The following is a 19,660-nucleotide window of genomic DNA, read 5'->3' as shown; positions in this document are numbered from 1 at the left end:
GGCAGCCAAACGGCTGCCCGAAGAAGATTACTTACTCATCTGCCCAACGTTGAACACCTGCTCCAGCATCGGGTTATACACAAAGCCCTTCACGTCTTTGTTCATCGCCACCTGGTAGTTTTTCTGGAACAGATAAACATAGGCCGCCTGGTCGATGACGATTTTCTGCGCCGCCTGGTAATCGGCGGTACGCACCTGTTGATCGGACACCGAGACCGCTTTCTTCAACAGCGCGTCTACCTGCGGATCGCTGTAGAACGAACGGTTGCCCGGCAGCCCTTTCTTGTCGGATTCGAACCAGTAGTTCATGAACATGTAGGGGTCGGCAAAATCCGGGCTCCAGTTGCCGATGGCGATGTCGTAATTCCCCTGGCCGATGCGGTCACGCATGGTGGCATTGGCCAGTTTCTCCAGTTTGACGTTGATGCCCACCGTCGCCAGGCTGGCCTGCACCGAGAGCGCAATCGCCTCCCAGTTTGGGTCGCTGATCGAGTACAGGAAGTTCAGTGAAGCGGGTTTATCCTTCACCGCAGCCAGAGCCGCCTTGGCCTTGTCCGCATCCTGGCTGTATTGCTGCGCGTTGGCATCGTAACCCCACATGCCTTCCGGGATCGGGCCACGCATCTGTTTACCGTTGCCACCGAGGATGCCCTTCACCATGCCCTGGTAATCCACCGCGTAGGAAATAGCGCGGCGCAGATCGACCTGGTTCAGTGGCGCTTTGCCGTTGTTAAGGTACAGATAGGTCACCCGCAGTGACGGATACTCATTGACCGCCACCTTGTTTTCACTCTTCAGTGCCGTCAGTTGGTCAATCGGCAGCGATTCGGCAATATCCAGGTCACCGCGTGTCAATTGCAAACGGCGGGTAGCGCTTTCACCGATGATTTTCACCGTCACCCGTTTAAACGCCGGTTTGGCCCCGCTGTAATGTGGATTCGGCACCAGCACCAGTTGCTGGCCTTTTTGCCAACGATCCAGCTTGTAAGCACCAGAACCGGCGCTGTGGTTGGCCAGCCAGGCTTTGCCCTCATCCGCCGGATTGGCCTTGGCAATCGCCGGGTTAACGATACCGGCTCCGTCGTTGGCCAGGGTGTACAGGAACGGCGCAAACGGCGTTTTCAAGGTAAAGCGTACCGTCAGCGGATCCACCACCGTGACCTGCAAATCTTTCGGGAAGGCTTCGGACGGGCCCTGACCAATCTTCATCAGGCGTTCGAACGACCACTTCACCGCTTCGGCATTGACGTCCGAACCATCATCAAACTTGTTGCCGGGTTTGAGTTTAAAGGTCCAGACCAACTGATCGTCAGAAGCCGTCCAGCTCTCGGCCAGCTCACCTTCCACCTGGGTCGAGCCTTTGCCACCTTCGGTTTTGTACTGCACCAACCTTTGGTAGGCCGGGTAAGTCACCGTCCAGTCGTTATTATCAATAGTGACCGCCGGATCCAGCGTTTGCGGGTCGGCCGCCTTGCCAATTACCAGCATGTCCTTGGGGACCGCCGCCTGCGCCGGACCTATTACCGCCAGGCCCAACGTCACTGCAGCCGCCAGAGCGGCGTATTTGATCTTATTCATAAACAAAGCTCCTGATGCGTTGAATGTGTGTTGTTTTAATCGTAAGAAAAACAGCCGAAGCGATCGGCCAGCAGCGGGTAATCCCCGGCGTTGGGCAGCTCAAAGTGCCACCATTCGCTGGCGATACCGCGAAAACCTCCGGCGGCCATCACCGCATTCAGCAGCAGCCGGTTGCGCTGCACCTCCGGAGGGAAATCTGGGTAAAACGGGTGGGAGCCTTCGCTCATCTCATCAAAGGCGGTGCCCATATCCAGTGCCGCGCCGTCGGCATCCAGTAGCGTCACGTCGATCGCCACGCCGCGGCTATGGTGCGAACCGGTTTGTGTGCTGGTGACATACTGTGGGTCCGGACAGGCCAGCCACAGCAGCGCCTGCGCCCGCTGCGGCCGATAGGCGTCGAACACCAGCAAGGAAAAACCGGCCAGCTTCGCCGCCAACAGGCAGCGCTGTAGCCCCGGTAGTGCATCGGGATGCAACAGGCAGCGGTTTTCCAGGTAAATCGCCCGGCCGGTCAGATTGTCGGCGCTGGCGTATTTCAAATCGATCGGCAACCCGGGAAAGGCCTCAGCCAGATCGATTAAAGTTACATTGTCACTCATTGCGTTTTCCCATAGCGGTTAAGATTCAAATTGCCCCAGCTCTTTTTGCAGGCTGCGGTTATTGGCCAGCCGTTGTTCCACCGCTGTGCCGCCCTGTTCCAACACCGAAGACAACAACAGGTTGAACAGGCAACTGAACGGCGCCAGCGAATCCCAAAACTGGCCGGTATCGGTTTTCACCTGCAGCAGGTCAATCGGGTAATCCCGTGCCCACGGGCAGTAAATATCAGTGATCAGCGCCAGCCTTAGCCCACGCGCACAGGCCGCCTGACAGTATTTCTGGGCGATGGTGGAATAAGCGCGAGTGTCGGTCAGCACCAGATAAGGCGTGCTGAACTCAGAGTTGAGTGATTCCACATAGGTGCCGGACAACCCGTCGGCGTAGTAGACCTTGGGGCGCAGGTACTCCAGGTGGCTGTAGAAGGCGTTGGCGATGCCGCGCGTCGATTGAATGCCGATCACAAATACCGCTTCCGCCTGCGCCAACTGTCGGCTGACCTGAGCAAAGGCTTCGCCTCCGGCCAATTGATAAACCTGTTCGATCGCCTCCAGCTCCAGCGTTAACGACTGACGAAGCTTTTGCGGCTGCGGCTGTTCACGCCGTTGGCGATAAGCTCCCAGGCGATCGGTCACGCCCCAGGGCTGGTACAGTGCCGTCCCCTGTTCACGCAGCGTGCGTTTCAAATCATCAAGATTGCGGTAACCCAGGCTGCGCAGGTAGCGCCCCACCGATATGCCACTGGTGGCGGTGCTACGGGCGATGCTGTCGGCCGTTTCAAACGGCACCTGCGCCAGATTGGCCAGCAGGTAACCGGCGATGCGTTTGCCGGTCGGGGTCTGTACCGCAAATGACGCTTCTATTTGCGCGATCACATCAGGATGCTCTGCCATAGTTCGCCCGCTGTTGTTGAGTTGTCACCAAGCCACCTTCTGTTACTCAGGTAACAGAGATTGATGATGACAATGCATGGCCTGTGCCAATTGCGGACTACTGGGGAAAAATTCTCGCGCGGCGGCGGACGGCGGTGCAGGAACGGCAGATCCTGCGGTTACAACATAGTCATCAGTTGATAACTATTGCACAACATTTGGGCAATGCATCTGGCAATGCACCGCCGTGAACCCTTAATTTCAATTCTATGACCAGGCTTGCGAAACCAGTGCAAAAGTCTGTGCAAGATGACAATCCGGACTATGAGGTGTGCCACGAACCATAATAGTAGGCGTATCCACGCAAGGCAGACCGCGCTGGTTCAGCCATGGGCCAAGGCCGCTGCCCTGGGGCGTATCCACCCGCACGAACTGACCACCGCAGGGTTGGCACAGGGCGTCAATCAAGGCGATCGCGTCGGCAGGATCTGACGCCACCACCGGGCCAATCATGCTGCCATAACCAAAACGACGCCGCAGGGCAAAACCGACGGCAATCCCCTGCCGCTCCAGCACCAGCGCCTGCCCGGCACTTGCCAGTAACTCTACCAACAGCGGTTGACGCTGCATGCCACTGGCAAGCAAATCCAGCTCACTCAATAAGGCAATATCCGCAGGTAAAGCCGGACGAAGACTTAGCCCGTTTGGCAAAGGTGCGGCATCGCGTACTGGCAACTCCCGGCATTGATGCTGCGCCAGGGGGCCTTGTTCGACAAACCCCAATTGCTGATACAGCGGCTTGCCCTGATCGCTGGCCACCAATTGCAGCTGAAAAGTGCTCAATGGTGCCATCAACTGCTGCATCATCGCCCTGGCGATGCCTTGCCCCCGGTGCTGCTCGGCGACAATCACCAGCCCCAGCGTGGCACGGTGTTCGCCCCACAGCCAGCGTAGCGCACAACCTGCTACCTCACCGCTGGCCTCGGCAATGACGCCGCCCCCCAACGACCACGCCTGCTGCCAATCCTCCAGCCGATGGGGCCACTGCACCTGCTGTGATAGCCCGAATACGGCCGGCAGATCTGTTTCGACCATGGGGCGCAACTTAATGGTCTGATTTTCCTGGGGCACGTTTGCCTCCTGATTCAATAAACATAGGGTCAGTGGGTGGCGAGAATCGCCCTATCACAAAGTATCAGATTTGGTTCTGTCTGGCGCATTGCTTGTGGTCTTAATATGGACTAAATTTGACACATTCGTTCTGCAAGGAGATCAGTATGAAAGTTGAAACCATTAGCTATGTAAAGAAACACGCCGCCGCGCTCGATTTGTCTGAACCTATTTTGGTTACGCAAAATGGCACACCGGCTTATGTGATCGAGTCTTATGAAGAGCGCAGGCAACGGGATGACGCTATTGCCCTGCTTAAATTGCTAACGCTGTCCGAAAAAGACAAAAAAGAAGGGAAAGTTTATACCCGCGACCAGTTACTGGCTGATATAGATAACTAATGCGGTAAAAAGGAGATGTCGCATGAAGGAACAGCTTGATATTGAGTATACCGCAACGGCAAAAAGCACCCTGGTCGAGATTATCCGTTATCTTAAAGCCAATAATGTCCCTCCGATGCCTGTCGTGGGCGAAATCATCAACGCGTTTGAAGCAAGGGTAAGTCAGTTCTCCACCGGTTGTCAGATATGCCCTGAACTTTTAAAAATTGGCTGCGATAAATACCGTGAATGTAATACGGTAAATGGCTCTCGCGTCATCTATTCGCTCGAAGATTCACTCATTACCGTGCACGCTTTTCTTGCACAAAAGCAGGATATTCAGCAAATATTATTCAATCGACTGATTGCGCCCTAAGCCCACCGGGCTCCCTGATACTCCCTCATTTTGCCACGCAAAAACAAAGGTTCCCTGCCACCCGCGGTGGCCAAAACTTGCGCCCTCGCCGATAACCCGTTAGGGTTAATTGTGATTTGCATCACAGTTTTAAGATGCGTGCGGCGATAAATCCCCCTCTTGGTATCCCGCGTTAAAACAAAGTAATCCGCCTATTTATCAGCGAATTGTGCACGATAGAATGGAGATGAAATGCTGAAACTGAGTCCCGACCTGTTAATTTTTACCGATCTGGACGGTTCACTGCTGGATCACCACAGCTACCGCTGGCAAGCGGCGCAGCCCTGGCTGGATCGTCTGGCACAGGCCCAGACGCCGCTGATCATCACCACCAGTAAAACCGCCGCCGAGGTCTGCACGTTGCAACAGCAACTGGGGCTGAGCCACTGGCCCTTTATTGCCGAAAACGGCGCGCAGATTGTTTTTCCCGAGGGATGGCACGACCAACCCGACTACCCGGCGAAAACCCTGGGGGCCGATTACCACAGCCTGACGGCAACCTTGCGGGCATTGCGCCACCAGACCGGTTTCGCCTTCCAGGGATTTGCCGATGTGGATGCCGCGACGGTGGCAGACTGGACCGGCTTAACCCTGACGCAAGCCCGCCAGGCACGGCAACGTGCCGGTTCTGAACCGCTTCGTTGGGCAGGCACCGATCGCCAACTTGAACACTTTCGCACCCTGCTGACGCAACACGACCTGCATCTGACCCAGGGGGGGCGCTTTTATCACCTGATGAGCCAAGAGGTCAGCAAGGGCAATGCTGCCCGCTGGCTGACCGCGCGTTATCAATTAATTCGGCGTCAACCTTTAACCACCCTCAGTCTGGGCGATGGCCCCAATGATCTCTCCTTGCTGCACGCCAGCGATCTGGCGGTATTGATCCGCGGCCAGCAGGCCCAACCGCTTAACTTACCGAACGACTTCTCCGGCCGGCTGTACCGCACGCAACAGCAAGGCCCACAGGGCTGGTGCGAAGGATTGGATCATTTTCTGCTTAACGGGAGATCTCAACATGAGTGAATTTTACCAGGACGGCATCATCACCAACTTCCACAATCTGGCCCAACGTGACTTGGCCGAGCTGGAATATGAGCTGCAGGTGTTCTCCGGCCGCAACACCATGGGGTTGATTTTGCCTTCGCTCTATTCCGAACTGGAAGGCCCGGCGCTGGACAAGATCGTCGATACGCTGGCACAGGTGCCCTATCTGGAGGAAATCGTGATTGGCCTGGATCGCGCCAACCATCAGCAGTTTCTGCACGCCAAAGCATTCTTCTCGCGCCTGCCACAGCGCCACCGGATTTTGTGGAATGATGGGCCGCGCCTGACGGCGATTGCCGAACAGCTCAGCGCCGAAGGACTGGCACCCAACGAGCCGGGAAAAGGCCGCAACGTGTGGTTCTGCGTCGGCTATACCCTGGCATCGCGCCGCAGCAGCTGTGTGGCGTTGCACGACTGTGACATTGTCACCTATGATCGTCGCATGCTGGCGCGCTTATTGTACCCGGTGGCCAACCCGCAGTTTCATTACGACTTCTGCAAGGGCTATTACGCACGGGTGGCCGGCGGCAAGCTGAATGGCCGCGTGGGTCGGTTGCTGGTGTTTCCGCTATTGAAATCACTGCAAAAGGTCTATGGCAACTCGGATTTTCTCGACTATCTGCGCAGCTACCGCTACCCGCTCTCCGGCGAGTTCGCCATGCGTACCCATATCCTCAATGACCTGCGTATTCCCAGCGACTGGGGCCTGGAGATTGGCGTGCTGTCGGAAATCCACCGTAATACCGCCACCAACCGCATCTGTCAGGTCGATATCGCCGACCATTACGACCACAAGCATCAGCCAATGTCAGAAGATGACCCGAACACCGGCCTGCAACGTATGGCGAGCGACATTACCAAGGCGTTGTATCGCAAGCTGGCGATCCAGGGGGTGCCGATCACCAGTGATTCTTTCCGCGTACTGCGCGCCACTTATTACCGCACCGCGTTGGATATGATCGACGCCTTCGAGCACGACGCCAAAATGAACGGTCTGGACTTCGATCGTCACAGTGAAGAATCGGCGGTCGAGCTGTTCTCCCGGGTCATTTCTCAGGCGGGTCACGCCTTTAGCGAAAATCCCGGTGACAAACCCTTTGTGCCGAGCTGGAACCGCGTACAGTCCGCCTTCCCGGACATTCTGCAGCGGCTGTATGACGCCGTGGAGCAAGATAATCAGCAGTAAACGCGCCCGCCGTTTGGCGGGTTTTACTTTTGTTCACTGATTTCGCCCAGCAGCGCCTGATAACCGGTGTTATTATTACTCTGCTCAATAAATCCCTCCTAATTCAAAGTGGTACGACAAGCTGATGGAAGCGTGGAAACTCAATCTGATCTCGGTCTGGCTCGGCTGTTTCTTCACCGGGCTGGCAATGAGCCAAATCCTCCCTTTTCTGCCGCTGTATATCGAACAGCTCGGCGTCAGCGGCCACCAGTCGCTGAGCATCTGGTCCGGTCTGGTGTTCAGCGGCACTTTTTTGGTCTCGGCGCTGGTATCACCGCTGTGGGGCAGCCTGGCTGACCGCAAAGGACGTAAATTGATGCTGCTGCGTGCTTCGCTGGGGATGGCGGTCGTGATTGCGCTGCAAGGCATGGTGACCAACGTATACCAGCTGTTTGCGCTGCGTGCCTTGATGGGCCTGACCTCCGGCTATATCCCCAATGCCATGGCGCTGGTTGCGTCGCAGGTGCCGCGAGATAAAAGCGGCTGGGCTTTGGGCACCTTGTCTACCGGCCCGGTGACCGGAGTGATCGTTGGTCCACTGCTGGGCGGCCTGATGGCTGACCATTTGGGGTTACGCGTGGTGTTTTTCGTCACCGCCGGGCTGATGTTTGTCAGTTTCCTGATCACCCTGTTCCTGATAAAAGAACGCCGTATTGAGGTGAAAAAAGCCGATCGGCTAAGCGGCAAAGCGGTATTCCAGTCGCTGCCCTATCCGACGCTGATTGTGACGCTGTTTATCAGCACACTGATGATCCAGTTGGCCAACTCTTCCATCAGTCCCATTCTGACGCTGTTTATCAAGGATTTGTCCGGTGATAGCGGCAATATAGCCTTTATTAGCGGCATGATCGCCGCCGTTCCCGGCGTTGCCGCATTGATTTCCGCACCGAGCCTCGGCCGACTTGGCGATCGTATCGGTACCGCACGTATTCTGTTGGCGGCGTTGGTGTTAACCACGGTGTTGTTCGCCATCATGGCGTGGGTGGAAACACCGCTACAGCTGGGGATCCTGCGTTTTCTGCTGGGTTTTGCCGACGGCGCCTTGATGCCTGCCGTGCAGACGCTGCTGCTGAAGTACTCTTCCGATCAGGTCACTGGCCGCATCTTCGGTTATAACCAGTCGTTTATGTATCTTGGAAATGTGGTGGGTCCGCTAATTGGCTCTGGCGTTTCGGCACTGATGGGCTTCCGCTGGGTGTTTGCGGTAACGGCGGTGCTGGTGCTGATTAACTGCCTGCAGGTACGTAGCCAGTTTAACAAGGTCGAGGGCGTACGGAAGTGATCAAGAGGGCCACCACCGCGGCCCTGTCGTTCTTAAAAAACGTTGGCAACGGTTAATCTCGCAGCCAGGGGGTAAAGGTCACACCGATCAACAGCCCTTCCGGGCTGAGCAACCGGGTAACACTCTGACCCCAGGGCTCTTTACGGTTGGCGATCAGCAAACGATAACCGCGATCAATCAACCCCTGCGTCGCCAGCGCCATATCAGCGACGTCAAACTCCATCCACGCCTGGGGTACCGGTAAATCGGCCGGCCATTGATCGCTACCGAAACACGACTGTGCGGCCTGCGCCAATGGCCACAGAGCAAAGTGCTTCACCCCCTCCAGCGCGCCATGCTCGGTCAACAAATAATCGGCATTGCCGTCCATCGGCTTAAGCGGTAGCCCCAGCGCGTCAGCATAAAACGCCTTGCTGTGCTCAGTTTGTTGGGTAATCGGCCCAAATCCGGCGACAAACAACACGCCTAGTCCTGCGAACTGCTGTTCCATGTTCTCTCCTGTTGGTTATCAACGCCCCAAACGCATTTGCATCGGGGCAATTCCGTAGGCCGCTTTGAAACGGTTGCTGAAATGGCTGGAGGAGCTGAAACCGCACTCCAGCGCAATCTGCGTCAACGGCAGCAGGCTGTGGCACAACAGTCTTTCCGCCTGCTGCAGCCGTGCGCGCATGACAAACTGGTGTGGTGCCAGACCGGTGTCATGTTTGAACATGCGAGCAAAATGGAACTCACTCAGTCCGGCCTGCGCAGCCAAGTCTGCCAGCAATAACGGCTGGTCGAGATGCTGCTCAATATACTCTTTCACCCGTCTGGCGACCGCCGGGGCCAGACCGCCGCGCACCTGCGGCATCGCCCATTGCAGTTGGCTATAGCGCTGCACCAGGTGCGACATCAGCAAAGTGGTGGCACTGCTGAGCGCCAGTTGGTTGGCACGTTCTTGCCAATTGCAGTTAAGTAAAAACTGGCGATACAGCAGCGTGATTTGGGGATCTTCGCCAAAGGCGCATTGTTCGAGGTTAATTGACGCCGGGCTGCGATCCCAGATTTGCTCCACCACCTGGCGCAAGTGTTGGTCGGTGCAGTATAGATGCACGAAAGATAAATCGCTGCGCACATCCCAGGTAGATTCATATTGACGCGGCATAATACAAAAACGGTCCGGCCCACCGCCGTTCTTCCAGCCACCCGGCACCTTTTGATAGCACTCATAGCCGTCGGCGACATACAGGCTCAGCGTATGGTGATTGGCGCTTTCCTGAGTAATGCGATCGTTGCAGTTTGACCAGGCGGCCAATTCCACGCCAGAACCCAGTTGCACACTGTTGTGCAACCGCGCGTTATGCTCCCGCAGTGTTTCGAACGCCTTGTAGCTGGACATCGCGCCTCCGTTTCTCAATCCCTCCAGTGTAGAGAGAGGCACTGCGCCACACCAGCCGTCAGCCCGCGCTTTTGCCAAAAAAAGCGCAAGAATATGCAATTGTACGCAAAGCGCTGAAAGCACGGCGGCCTGCAACAACGGATACTGAGCCGGTCTATTGTTTACTGGAGTCTATGATGAACACGCTGTTGTACCTTGCCGTAGTGCTGATCTGGGGCACGACCTGGATTGCGATTACCTTGCAGCAGGAAGGGCTTGTAGCCATTCCCGTTTCCATCAGTTACCGCTTTGTGGTTGCTGCGGGAGTGATGTTGGTGATTCTGCTACTGGCACGCCGCCTGCGCCGTATTGCCCCGTGCGATCATATGTTTTGCATCCTGCAAGGCTGCTGCGTGTTCGGCTTTAACTTTTACTGTTTCTACCATGCCGCTGCCTATATTAGCAGCGGACTGGAGTCGGTGATTTTCTCAATGGCGGTGCTGTTCAACGCCGTTAACGGCATGCTGTTCTTCCGCCAACGGCCCAGCCCAAACCTGCTGCCGGCGGCGGTGCTGGGCCTGACCGGGATCGTCGCCCTGTTCTGGCAGGATCTGGTCGCCACACAACTGGCACCGGAGCTGTTGAAAGGCATCGGACTGAGCGCTCTGGGCACCTACGGATTTTCTTTGGGCAATATGATCAGTGCCCGTCACCAGCGGCGCGGTCTGGATATTCTGTCCACCAATACCTATGCCATGAGCTACGGCGCGATCCTGATGGCGCTGATTGCCCTGGCTCAGGGCGCATCGTTCCAGATTGAGTTCAGCAACCGCTATATCGGCTCACTGCTGTATCTGGCGATATTCGGCTCAGTGATTGCCTTCGCCGCCTATTTCAGCCTGCTGGGTCGTATCGGTGCCGGCGCAGCGGCCTACAGCACCCTGTTGTTCCCTCTGGTGGCGCTGAGTATTTCGACAATTTACGAAGGCTACCAGTGGCACCTCAATGCGGTGATTGGCCTGTGCCTGATCCTGCTGGGCAATCTGGTGATGTTCGCCAAACCGGGCAGGCTCACGGCTTTGTGGCGTCGCCGGGCGGCAACGTTACCCGAATAAAGTGCTCAATGGCCACCACCAGTTCGCTGGCGGCCTCCAAAGGAGGATGATGCCCTACGCCACCCATCATTAATAGACTGGCATGAGCAATACCACCCACCATCTCCTCACTGAGTTCCGGTGGCGTGGCAAGGTCTTGCGTCCCACAAATGACCAGCGTAGGTGCCGTTATCAGCGACAACAGATCACGGGAATCTGTCCGTGCAATCACCGCAGCATCAATCGCCAGCGTTAAACCTCTGCGGTCGTGTCGCAGCATCACCGCCCGTTCTCTCGCCATGGTCTGCGGATGATTAAGCCGCCAATCAGGTGCATTTACCTGTTGCTGCACCTTCAGAAAAGCGGCCTCACAATCTTCAACGCTACCCTGCGAGATAATCGTCTTTAAACGCGCCCAGTCAGCCTGGCGTTGCGAGAATTCCTCACGCGCACTGGTTCCAATCAATATCAATCCGGACAACAGTTGCTGATGCCGTGCAGCCAAGCGGATCCCAACCATCCCACCCTGGCTTTGCCCAATGAATATCACCGGGCCAAGGGAAAGCTCGTTAATCATTAACGCTAAATCTTCTGCAATATCATCCAGCGACCACCCCAGGTGATTAAAACTGCTTTCTCCGTGGCCCGGCATATCAAGGACAATGCAGCGATAATGCCTTTCAAGCACGGCGACCTGCTCGGCAAAAATATTGCGATCGACAAACAGACCATGGGCAAAAATAAGCACGGGCCCCTCCCCACGATCCGAATAGGCGTACTCGGTGTTATTCAGGCGGATCCTCTGTCGTTCCCAATCGTGGGTAGAATCAAAAGCGCGCGCCAGCAACGCTGAGTCTTCGAAAATCTGATAACGTGCTATCAAACCATCACGGATCCGGAAATAAAGCATAAAATCGCTGCCTACACTGCGGCCGGTAGAAATCACATGGTGGCGGAAATATCCGCTCACCATGACGCTATCATTCGACGCCAACCAGTTATCCAACCGGAACACCCGCGGTTGAAAACGCTCAGGGAATGACTGGAGCCACTCGCGCACACGTTCACGCCCCTTGAGTAATCCAACGGTTAAAACCTGGGTGACACCGTCAACATGCCACACAACATCGTCGGTCATCAGTCGCAACGCCCCATCAACATCCCCTTTTCCAAATGCACGAATATAGCGCTGCACAACCCCGATATTGGCTGAGGTAAGGTCTGTCATGTGATACTCCTTTTGCAAAATAAAAAGACTCGCCATTAAAGGCTCGATCAATCAACGTCTGGGTTTTATTATTAGCTTTCGTTTTTTGCGTAACTATAGAAATAATTGCCAATTGGTTTTCTAAAAATGAAAAATATGGATTGGAACGATCTGCGTTATTTCCTTTGTGTCGCAAGGCACGCCAGCCTGACCGGTGCAGCACAAGATCTGGGAGTCAGCCAATCCACAGTCGCGAGGCGGGTTGCAGCACTGGAAGAAAGCCTTGGTACTGCGTTATTTGTACGCCATGCCACGGGCTATTATCTGACGGACAATGGGCACGACGTTCTGGCACGAGCCGAACAGGTTGAAGTGCGGATCTTTGAACTGGAAAAGGGCTCATCCAGCCTGGACGCTACCGTTGCCGGCGTTGTCCGGCTGGCAACTGCCGAAACTATGGCCACCCGGATTATCATTCCTGCTCTACCGTTATTGGCCGCACGCTATCCCAGGTTACGGCTGGAGTTGATCACCGGTATCGGAATGGTTGATCTACCGCGCTATCAGGCCGATTTAGCTTTGCGTCTGGTGCGCCCCGAACATGGCAATTTAGTGATCCAAAAACTGGGGAATATGGCCTCTGCGGTGTATGCCAATCAGGATTACCTTACCCGGTACTCGCCCGAGGAAAGGCGCTTCATCTGCTGGGATAAAACCTATGCACATCTACCCGCCGCACAGTGGATGGAAAAGCATGGACATAGCCATGATCCGGTATTAACCACCAACAGTGTCGCGACACAATATGCAGCAGCCAAAATGGGTATCGGTTTAGCCGTCTTACCCTGCTTTATGGTGAGGAATGATGATCGACTGGTTCAAACGCAAATGCCGAAGGATGTATTTACAGAGGAATTGTGGCTGGTTGCGCATGCCGACGTCCGTGCCTCGGCGCGCGTTCGAGCGATAAGCGAATTTTTGCAGGATATTTTTAGAAAGGAAGACGCTGAATGGCATAAGTAAAAGCGTGTCACGGTGCAATTATTGACTTACGCTGGTGCACTATAGTGCACCAGATAATTTTAACTATTAAAAATCAACATATTAAAAGTTGGCATGTTTTCTGCCTGTTCTCCCTGCAACTTTATAAAAAGGAGAAAGGACACATGCAAGAAAGCAACACCTTAAACGTTAAGCGTAGGCAGTTATTAAAACTCTCTGGGGCCCTGGCCGGCGGTATCGCACTGGCAGGGTTGAATCGCAGCGCACTGGCGAACGTCGCATCAGGTAACGCACCGTTCACCACCCCCACCGCAGATAATCCGATCCGCATAAACTTCAACGAAAACCCACTCGGCATGTCACCCAAGGCACAAGCGGCGGCGCGCGATGCGGTGGTAAAAGCCAATCGCTATGCCAAGGACGAGATCGTCGCCCTGCGCAGTAAGCTGGCCAGCCTGCATCAGGTGCCGGAAAGCGCGATCTTGCTCACTGCCGGGTCGTCTGAAGGGATACGTGCAGCCGTAGAGGCTTACGCCACGCTGGATACTCAGTTGGTGATCCCGGAGCTGACCTACGGCGACGGCGAGCACTTTGCCAAAATTGCCGGCATGAAAATCACCAAAGTGCCGATGCTCGCAGGCTGGCAGTTTGACATCGATGGCCTGAAACAGGCGGTTGCGAGCTACAGCGGGCCGTCGCTGGTCTATCTGGTCAACCCCAATAACCCCACTGCGACCATCACACCGGCCGATTTAATCGAACCCTGGATCGCCGCCAAACCGGCCAATACCATGTTCATTGTCGACGAAGCTTACGCCGAGTTTGTTAACGACCCGCGTTTTCGTTCGGTCAATCCATTAGTCAGCCAAGGGGCAGATAACGTTATCCTGCTGAAAACATTTTCAAAAATCTTTGCCATGGCTGGCATGCGCGTGGGTTATGCCGTTGCTCAACCGGCGATTGTCGCGCATCTGAGCAACCACGTTGCCGGTGAAAAAATCAACTTTTGCGGCGTCGATGCCGCACTGGCCTCACTGGATGACCAGGCCTTCATTACTTACAGCAAAAAAAGTAACGATACTTCACGCCAGATCCTGCTGGATGCATTAATAGCGTTGAAAATTCCCTATCTGCCGTCCGAAGGCAATTTTGTCTTTCTCCAACTCAGCGGGCCGCTGAAAGAGTTCCAGCAGCACATGAAGCAAGCCGGTGTATTGATTGGCCGCGCCTTCCCACCGGCGGATGCCTGGTGTCGCATCTCGCTCGGTACGCCGCAGGAAATGACCTTTGTCGCCAAAACCCTGTACGAGTTCCGTACCAAGGGCTGGGTATAGTGGCCCTGATACGCTAAACCACCGCCGCCAGTTCGCTGGCGGTTATCATTCGACAACCCCCTTTTTCATCCTGAAAACCACTCCATTATGGCTATACTCAGATTCTTGCCGATTTTTCATAAGGAGATCAGGATGCTGAGATTTTCCCGCCTCTGGTTGCTATCCGCCGCCCTCACCGCCTTTACGGCTGGCGCGGCAACCGAAACGCCGAAGTACGGCCAGGAACTGCAGGGCTTTCACTACCCTTATCCCCTGGAGCAGTACAACTTTAGCTCTCAAGGGCAGCCGTTAAGCATGGGTTATATGGACGTGCCGCCAGAGGGTGAAGCCAATGGTCACACTGCGGTGCTGATGCACGGCAAAAACTTTTGTGCCGCCACCTGGCAAGACACTATCAAGGCGCTGAGCAAAGCCGGTTACCGGGTGATCGCGCCGGACCAAATCGGTTTTTGCAGTTCGACCAAACCACAGCATTACCAATACAGCTTCCAGCAGTTGGCGCAGAACACCCACGCGTTGCTCAATAACCTGAAAATCAGTAAAGCGGTGATCGTCGGCCACTCCACCGGTGGCATGCTGGCAACGCGCTACAGCCTGATGTATCCGCAGGCGGTTGAGCGGCTGGTGATGGTGAACCCGATTGGGTTGGAAGACTGGAAGGCCAAGGGCGTGCCATGGCGCAGCGTCGATCAATGGTTCGAGCGCGAACTAAAAACTTCCGCTGCCGGTATCCGGCAATATGAGTTGAATACCTACTATGTCGGCCGCTGGAAACCAGAATATGACCGCTGGGTCGATATGCTGGCCGGGCTGAACAACGGGCCGGGGCATCGCCTGGTGGCCTGGAACTCGGCGCTGATTTACGACATGATTTTTACCCAGCCGGTGTACTACGAATTTAAGGATCTGCAAACGCCGACCACGCTGATGATTGGCACCGCTGACACTACCGCCATCGGCAGCGACATCGCCCCGCCAGCGGTCAAGGCCAAGCTTGGGCATTATAATCTGCTGGGTAAACAGGTGGCGAAATTGATCCCGCATGCCCGCCTGATCGAGTTCCCGGGGCTGGGCCATGCGCCACAGATGGAACAACCTGCGCAATTTAATCAGGCGCTGATCAAGGCATTGCAGCCATAACCCTCTCGATACAGGACAGGAAACCCTCCATGCTTGATATTAAAATTCGCCGCCTGCAAGCAGAAGACGCCGAGGATTTTCGGACTATCCGGCTATCGGCTTTAAAAAAGTCCCCCGAGATGTTCGGCTCGCTTTATTCGGTTGAGGCCGTGAAACCGCTACCGTTTTTTGCCGAAAGACTTGCCAACTGCGCCGTATTCGGTGCCTATTCAGACGGCAAGATCGTGGGGATTATGGTATTCAGGCAGGCCGAGGGGATTAAAGATGCCCATAAGGCTTCCCTGACCGGGGTATTTGTTGAACCCGAATTCAGAGGCCAGGGGGTCGCCCATGCACTGCTAAAAGCGGTCATTGACTATGGTTCCAACCAGGTCGAACAGATACTGCTGACGGTTGTAGCCGACAACGATGCCGCAATCAGCCTCTACAAAAAATACGGTTTCGAGCCCTATGGCGTGGAACCTCGAGCTTTAAAAACCGCACAGGGTTATCTCGACGAAATGCTGATGGTGCTTATTTTTCGCCGGTAAACGAGCATTAAAACCCCTTACCCTTCACTCACCCGGCTCTGGGGATCGTGCTATGGTATTAGCGGATTTCAGTAAGGAGTGGCCGATGTCGAGATTTCTCTGTTTGCGCACACTACGGCGCGTTGCCCTGACAGGAGTTGTTATGAGCCTTATGTTAAGCAGCACCAGCTTTGCCAGTTCACTGCCCCTGCTGGCCCCCTCTGCACTGAAAGGGCACTGGCAGTTGAATGATGCGGAAAACAACGCCGCCACCTGTGACGTTGAATTAAGTGATGAACTGATCGAAGGTACCAACGCCTACCGTTTTACCGCCTCGACACAGTGTCTGCAGCCGCTGGCCCTGACAGAACTGCCGGTTGCCTGGCGCCCAACGCCGGACGGTATGACGTTAACCAACGCCGACGGCAGCATGGTCGCGTTCCTGGCGCTGACGGCCCCTAAGCACTATGAAGTGATGAACCATAACGGCAAGCCGCGCTTTACGCTGACACCACGCCAATAACCTGCTTTTCTGGCATGGCGGCAGCGTAAAAATCTGCCGTCACGCCACCAACAATCCCATTAACGCCCCGCCCGCCAGCACCCATAGCGGATGAATGCGCTTGCTCATGCTCACGAGCGTGGCCAGCAGAATAATCGCCGCCAGCGGCCAGCTTGGCGCGGAAGCCTCGGCAATCAGCACCCCACTCGCCGCCACCAAACCGACGGTAACCGGCACCAGACCGCTCTGCACTCTGCGCCGCCAGGGTTTGTCCTTGAAACGCCGCCAGGCACCCATCACCAACAGGGTGACAATCGACGACGGGCCAAACTTGGCTACCGAAGAAACCAGTAACCCGGCCCAGCCGGCCACGTGCCAGCCAATCAACGGCACGATCATCATATTCGGCCCCGGTGCGGCCTGCGCCATGGCGAACAGCGCACTAAACTCCTGTGCGCTCATCCATTGGTGAACCTCCACCACCTGACGCTGCATTTCCGGCAGAATGGTCATGCCGCCACCGAACGCCAGCAGCGACAGCTCCGTGAAGATCAGCGCCAACGAAATCAGGATGCCCGTCATGAACGGCTCCTCCACCCCATCAGCAGAATGCTCAACGGTGCCAATACCAGCATGGTCGGTAATAACGGCAGACGCAGCCAGGCGATGGCGATCAGGCTGAGTGCGACAATCGCCAGTGCCAGCCATTTACCGCGCAGCGGTAACAACATTTTTACCCCGGTGGACAACAGTAAACCTGCCGCCGCCGCGGCCAACCCGGCAAACACGTGCTGCACATGTGCATCGTTCTGGAAGCGGGCATAGACCATGCCCAGTCCCACCACAATCGCCGTCGGCGCACTGATCAACCCCAACAGTGCACACAAAGCCCCCCGCAGACCGCGGAACTCCATGCCCACTGCCACAGAAAGGTTGATCACGTTGCCGCCCGGCAAAAACTGACACAAGCCCAGCAGTTCGGTGAATTGTTCTCCACTTAACCAGCGACGATCCTCCACCAGCATGTTGCGCGCCAGCGGCAGTACGCCGCCAAAGCCCATTAACCCAAGCATCAGAAAGCCCCAAAATAACTCGCCATTACCCGGTGGTGACGCAAGTTGGCTGTTTTTTACCGCATCAGATTCAGACATTGCCGCTTCCACATTGTTTATTATGATGGCTGGTATGATGCGCGCCGCCATGTCATGCTGTCTAATGCATTTCATAAGCAACAAGGATACCTTTAGGGTATGGCTATGATCGAACTTCGCCGCCTTCGGGCGTTCGTTACCGTGGTAGAAGAAGGCAATATTACCCGCGCCGCCGAACGTCTGTTTATTCAGCAGCCGCCGTTAACCCGCCTGTTGCAGGGGCTGGAAGATGAGCTGGGGGTAAAACTGTTGCAGCGCCTGCCGCGCGGCGTTCGCGTCACCGAAGCCGGCAATGTGCTGTTCAATGAAGCGCGTGCTCTGTTGGCACGTGCGGAACATCTGACCGAAGCGGTACACCGTGCCGCACGCGGCGAACAGGGGCATATTGCCATCGGCTTCACCAGCTCCGCCGCACTGCATCCGTTTGTACCAAACCTGCTGCGCCGCTACCGTGAGATCCTGCCGGGCATTACCACCCAGTTAGAAGAAGCCGGCAGCGGTGAGTTGCTGGATGCACTGGTGGATGAAAGGCTCGACGTGGCCTTTGTGCGTTCACCGGTGGGCTGCATTCCCGGATTGACGATTGAACCGGTGCTGCGCGAACCGATGTTGGTCGCGCTTCCGGTCGGTCATCGGCTGGCGGTTAACGGCGAACAACCACTGCCGCTGACCGCGTTAACCCGCGAAGCCTTTATTTTGTACCGTCGACCTGCGGGCCAGGGGTTATATGATGCCATTCTGGCCGCCTGTCACCGCGCCGGGTTCAGCCCCCGGGTGATCCAGGAGGCGCCGCGCCTGCCCGCCACCCTCAGCCTGGTGGGCGCCGGTTTGGGGCTGTCAATCGTGCCGGCCTCGATGCGGCGGCTGGGCGGTGACGGCATCGTCTATCGGGCGATTAGCGATCAGGCCCAGCTCAGTGCACCGCTTTATCTGGCGCTGCGCAGCAACCGATCCTCAGCCATCATTAGCCGTTTTCGCGATCTGGTGACCGAAGCGGTCAGTGAACGGCCACCCGGCTAATCCTGCTTGTCGGCGATGCGCGTCAGGTGGATCACCAGATACAGCAGCTCATCGTTCGACATTTCCATCTGCAACAGATTCTTCACGTAGTCGCGGATCAGCAGCGCACCGCGATAGGCATGCGGATATTCTTTGGTCACCTGTGCAAAGATAAAATCGTCTTTCGACGCCATCTGTTGCCCTTCAACCATGCGCTGAATAAAAAACTGCATGTGTACCAGAAAACGCGAGTAGTTAAGCGAGTCGGTATCGATATTGATGCGAAAATGGTATTTGATGATATTGAAAATGTCCTTCAACATCTTCACCGCCAGCAGCGTATGCTCCATGTTTTGCACATCGGTCTGACCATTAACCAGATGGAAAGCGATGTTGCCCGCCTCTTCTTCCGGCAGGCTAATGTTCAACCGCTGGTTGATGTGCGCCAGCGCCTGCGTCGCCACCGCGAACTCCTGCGGATAAAAACGCTTCACCTCAAACAACAGACGGTTCTGAATGGCAATGCCCTTGTGATAACGCTCAATGGCAAAGCTGATATGGTCCGCCAGCGTGAAGAAAATCTGCTCGTTAATCCGCCCATTGAGCTGCCGATTGGCCTCCGCGAGGATCATCTGCACGATCTCGATATGCTCTTCCGGCGTGGATTCTATCAGCCGCAGGTAATCACGGCCCTTTTGGCCGTTTTGCACCACATACACTTTCTCTATCGCGGCCGGGTCGAGAACGTCACCCACTTTGCTGTTAAAGCCAATACCCTTGCCCATAGCAATAACTTCATTGTTATCGTCGTCAGTCGATAGCACCAGGCTATTATTGAGTACCTTAATGACTTTCATCGTCG

Annotated in this window: 22 protein-coding genes; 12 read left to right on the top strand and 10 right to left on the bottom strand. The window is 55.7% G+C overall.

Annotated elements, in window-relative coordinates:
- Positions 1-27 precede the first annotated feature (27 nt).
- From BEI65_RS02300 to BEI65_RS02285, 4 genes are all read right to left on the bottom strand, one after another.
- Positions 28-1,578, bottom strand: a complete 1,551-nt coding sequence (locus BEI65_RS02300; RefSeq protein ID WP_099061945.1) for an ABC transporter substrate-binding protein — start codon at positions 1,576-1,578, stop codon at positions 28-30.
- 35 nt (positions 1,579-1,613) lie between these two features.
- Positions 1,614-2,177 carry a D-alanyl-D-alanine dipeptidase gene (gene ddpX, locus BEI65_RS02295; protein WP_099061944.1) on the bottom strand — a complete coding sequence of 188 codons (564 nt, stop codon included), beginning with the start codon at positions 2,175-2,177 and terminating at the stop codon, positions 1,614-1,616.
- 18 nt (positions 2,178-2,195) lie between these two features.
- Positions 2,196-3,068 carry a MurR/RpiR family transcriptional regulator gene (locus BEI65_RS02290; RefSeq protein ID WP_099061943.1) on the bottom strand — a complete coding sequence of 291 codons (873 nt, stop codon included), beginning with the start codon at positions 3,066-3,068 and terminating at the stop codon, positions 2,196-2,198.
- A gap of 246 nt (positions 3,069-3,314) precedes the next feature.
- Positions 3,315-4,178, bottom strand: coding sequence for a GNAT family N-acetyltransferase (locus BEI65_RS02285; RefSeq protein ID WP_099061942.1), 864 nt, complete (start codon positions 4,176-4,178; stop codon positions 3,315-3,317).
- Positions 4,179-4,324: 146 nt separating this feature from the next.
- Between BEI65_RS02285 and BEI65_RS02280 the strand changes: the two genes are divergently transcribed.
- The 5 genes from BEI65_RS02280 (at position 4,325) to BEI65_RS02260 (ending at position 8,503) form a co-directional block, all read left to right on the top strand.
- Entirely contained in the window at positions 4,325-4,558 is a 234-nt protein-coding gene (locus BEI65_RS02280; RefSeq protein ID WP_099061941.1) for a type II toxin-antitoxin system Phd/YefM family antitoxin, read from the top strand.
- A gap of 22 nt (positions 4,559-4,580) precedes the next feature.
- Positions 4,581-4,913 (top strand): type II toxin-antitoxin system RelE/ParE family toxin, encoded by a 333-nt coding sequence (locus tag BEI65_RS02275; protein WP_099061940.1) that lies wholly within the window; start codon positions 4,581-4,583, stop codon positions 4,911-4,913.
- A 231-nt stretch (positions 4,914-5,144) separates the two neighbouring features.
- Positions 5,145-5,975 (top strand): mannosyl-3-phosphoglycerate phosphatase-related protein, encoded by an 831-nt coding sequence (locus BEI65_RS02270; RefSeq protein WP_099061939.1) that lies wholly within the window; start codon positions 5,145-5,147, stop codon positions 5,973-5,975.
- Positions 5,968-7,182, top strand: a complete 1,215-nt coding sequence (locus BEI65_RS02265) for a glycosyl transferase (RefSeq protein WP_099061938.1) — start codon at positions 5,968-5,970, stop codon at positions 7,180-7,182. The genes BEI65_RS02270 and BEI65_RS02265 overlap by 8 nt, the downstream gene beginning before the upstream one ends.
- A 124-nt stretch (positions 7,183-7,306) precedes the next feature.
- Positions 7,307-8,503 (top strand): multidrug efflux MFS transporter, encoded by a 1,197-nt coding sequence (locus tag BEI65_RS02260; protein ID WP_099061937.1) that lies wholly within the window; start codon positions 7,307-7,309, stop codon positions 8,501-8,503.
- 52 nt (positions 8,504-8,555) lie between these two features.
- Here the strand turns inward: BEI65_RS02260 and BEI65_RS02255 are convergent, their stop codons facing one another.
- Positions 8,556-8,993: a glyoxalase gene (locus BEI65_RS02255; protein WP_099061936.1), complete on the bottom strand. Its 438-nt coding sequence runs from the start codon at positions 8,991-8,993 to the stop codon at positions 8,556-8,558.
- An 18-nt stretch (positions 8,994-9,011) separates the two neighbouring features.
- Complete coding sequence (locus BEI65_RS02250) at positions 9,012-9,881, bottom strand: helix-turn-helix domain-containing protein (RefSeq protein WP_099061935.1); 870 nt, start codon at positions 9,879-9,881, stop codon at positions 9,012-9,014.
- A gap of 176 nt (positions 9,882-10,057) precedes the next feature.
- Between BEI65_RS02250 and BEI65_RS02245 the strand changes: the two genes are divergently transcribed.
- Positions 10,058-10,975: a DMT family transporter gene (locus tag BEI65_RS02245; protein ID WP_099061934.1), complete on the top strand. Its 918-nt coding sequence runs from the start codon at positions 10,058-10,060 to the stop codon at positions 10,973-10,975.
- Here the strand turns inward: BEI65_RS02245 and BEI65_RS02240 are convergent.
- Positions 10,932-12,182, bottom strand: a complete 1,251-nt coding sequence (locus BEI65_RS02240; protein ID WP_099061933.1) for an alpha/beta fold hydrolase — start codon at positions 12,180-12,182, stop codon at positions 10,932-10,934. The genes BEI65_RS02245 and BEI65_RS02240 overlap by 44 nt on opposite strands.
- Before the next feature lie 126 nt (positions 12,183-12,308).
- On the opposite strand from BEI65_RS02240, the gene BEI65_RS02235 reads away from it, so the two are divergent.
- The 5 genes from BEI65_RS02235 to BEI65_RS02215 all read left to right on the top strand — a co-directional run bounded on the left by BEI65_RS02235 (position 12,309) and on the right by BEI65_RS02215 (position 16,669).
- Positions 12,309-13,184: a LysR family transcriptional regulator gene (locus BEI65_RS02235; protein WP_099061932.1), complete on the top strand. Its 876-nt coding sequence runs from the start codon at positions 12,309-12,311 to the stop codon at positions 13,182-13,184.
- Positions 13,185-13,327: 143 nt separating this feature from the next.
- Positions 13,328-14,497 carry a histidinol-phosphate transaminase gene (locus BEI65_RS02230; protein WP_099061931.1) on the top strand — a complete coding sequence of 390 codons (1,170 nt, stop codon included), beginning with the start codon at positions 13,328-13,330 and terminating at the stop codon, positions 14,495-14,497.
- Between the two features lie 132 nt (positions 14,498-14,629).
- Positions 14,630-15,637: an alpha/beta fold hydrolase gene (locus BEI65_RS02225; protein ID WP_099061930.1), complete on the top strand. Its 1,008-nt coding sequence runs from the start codon at positions 14,630-14,632 to the stop codon at positions 15,635-15,637.
- Positions 15,638-15,666: 29 nt separating this feature from the next.
- On the top strand, positions 15,667-16,167 hold the full coding sequence (locus tag BEI65_RS02220; RefSeq protein WP_099061929.1) for a GNAT family N-acetyltransferase: 501 nt from the start codon (positions 15,667-15,669) through the stop codon (positions 16,165-16,167).
- A 142-nt stretch (positions 16,168-16,309) separates the two neighbouring features.
- Entirely contained in the window at positions 16,310-16,669 is a 360-nt protein-coding gene (locus BEI65_RS02215; protein WP_099061928.1) for an AprI/Inh family metalloprotease inhibitor, read from the top strand.
- Between the two features lie 39 nt (positions 16,670-16,708).
- Here BEI65_RS02215 and BEI65_RS02210 read toward each other — a convergent pair whose 3' ends face one another.
- Both BEI65_RS02210 and BEI65_RS02205 read right to left on the bottom strand, forming a co-directional pair.
- Entirely contained in the window at positions 16,709-17,230 is a 522-nt protein-coding gene (locus BEI65_RS02210; protein ID WP_099061927.1) for a chromate transporter, read from the bottom strand.
- Entirely contained in the window at positions 17,227-17,799 is a 573-nt protein-coding gene (locus tag BEI65_RS02205; RefSeq protein WP_085116687.1) for a chromate transporter, read from the bottom strand. Before BEI65_RS02205 ends, BEI65_RS02210 begins: the two co-directional genes overlap by 4 nt.
- A 99-nt stretch (positions 17,800-17,898) precedes the next feature.
- Between BEI65_RS02205 and BEI65_RS02200 the strand changes: the two genes are divergently transcribed.
- A complete protein-coding gene (locus tag BEI65_RS02200; RefSeq protein ID WP_099061926.1) occupies positions 17,899-18,819 on the top strand; it encodes a LysR family transcriptional regulator in 921 nt (306 codons plus the stop codon).
- On the opposite strand, the gene licT is transcribed toward BEI65_RS02200, so the two are convergent.
- Positions 18,816-19,655 carry a BglG family transcription antiterminator LicT gene (gene licT, locus BEI65_RS02195; protein WP_099062080.1) on the bottom strand — a complete coding sequence of 280 codons (840 nt, stop codon included), beginning with the start codon at positions 19,653-19,655 and terminating at the stop codon, positions 18,816-18,818. The genes BEI65_RS02200 and licT overlap by 4 nt on opposite strands.
- Between the last annotated feature and the right edge of the window lie 5 nt (positions 19,656-19,660).

It is taken from the genome of Serratia sp. BW106 (assembly GCF_002607755.1).
Classification (GTDB): Bacteria; Pseudomonadota; Gammaproteobacteria; order Enterobacterales; family Enterobacteriaceae; genus Serratia; species Serratia proteamaculans.
Note: the sequence above shows the minus strand (reverse complement) of the source record. Positions and strands in the feature narration are given on the sequence as shown.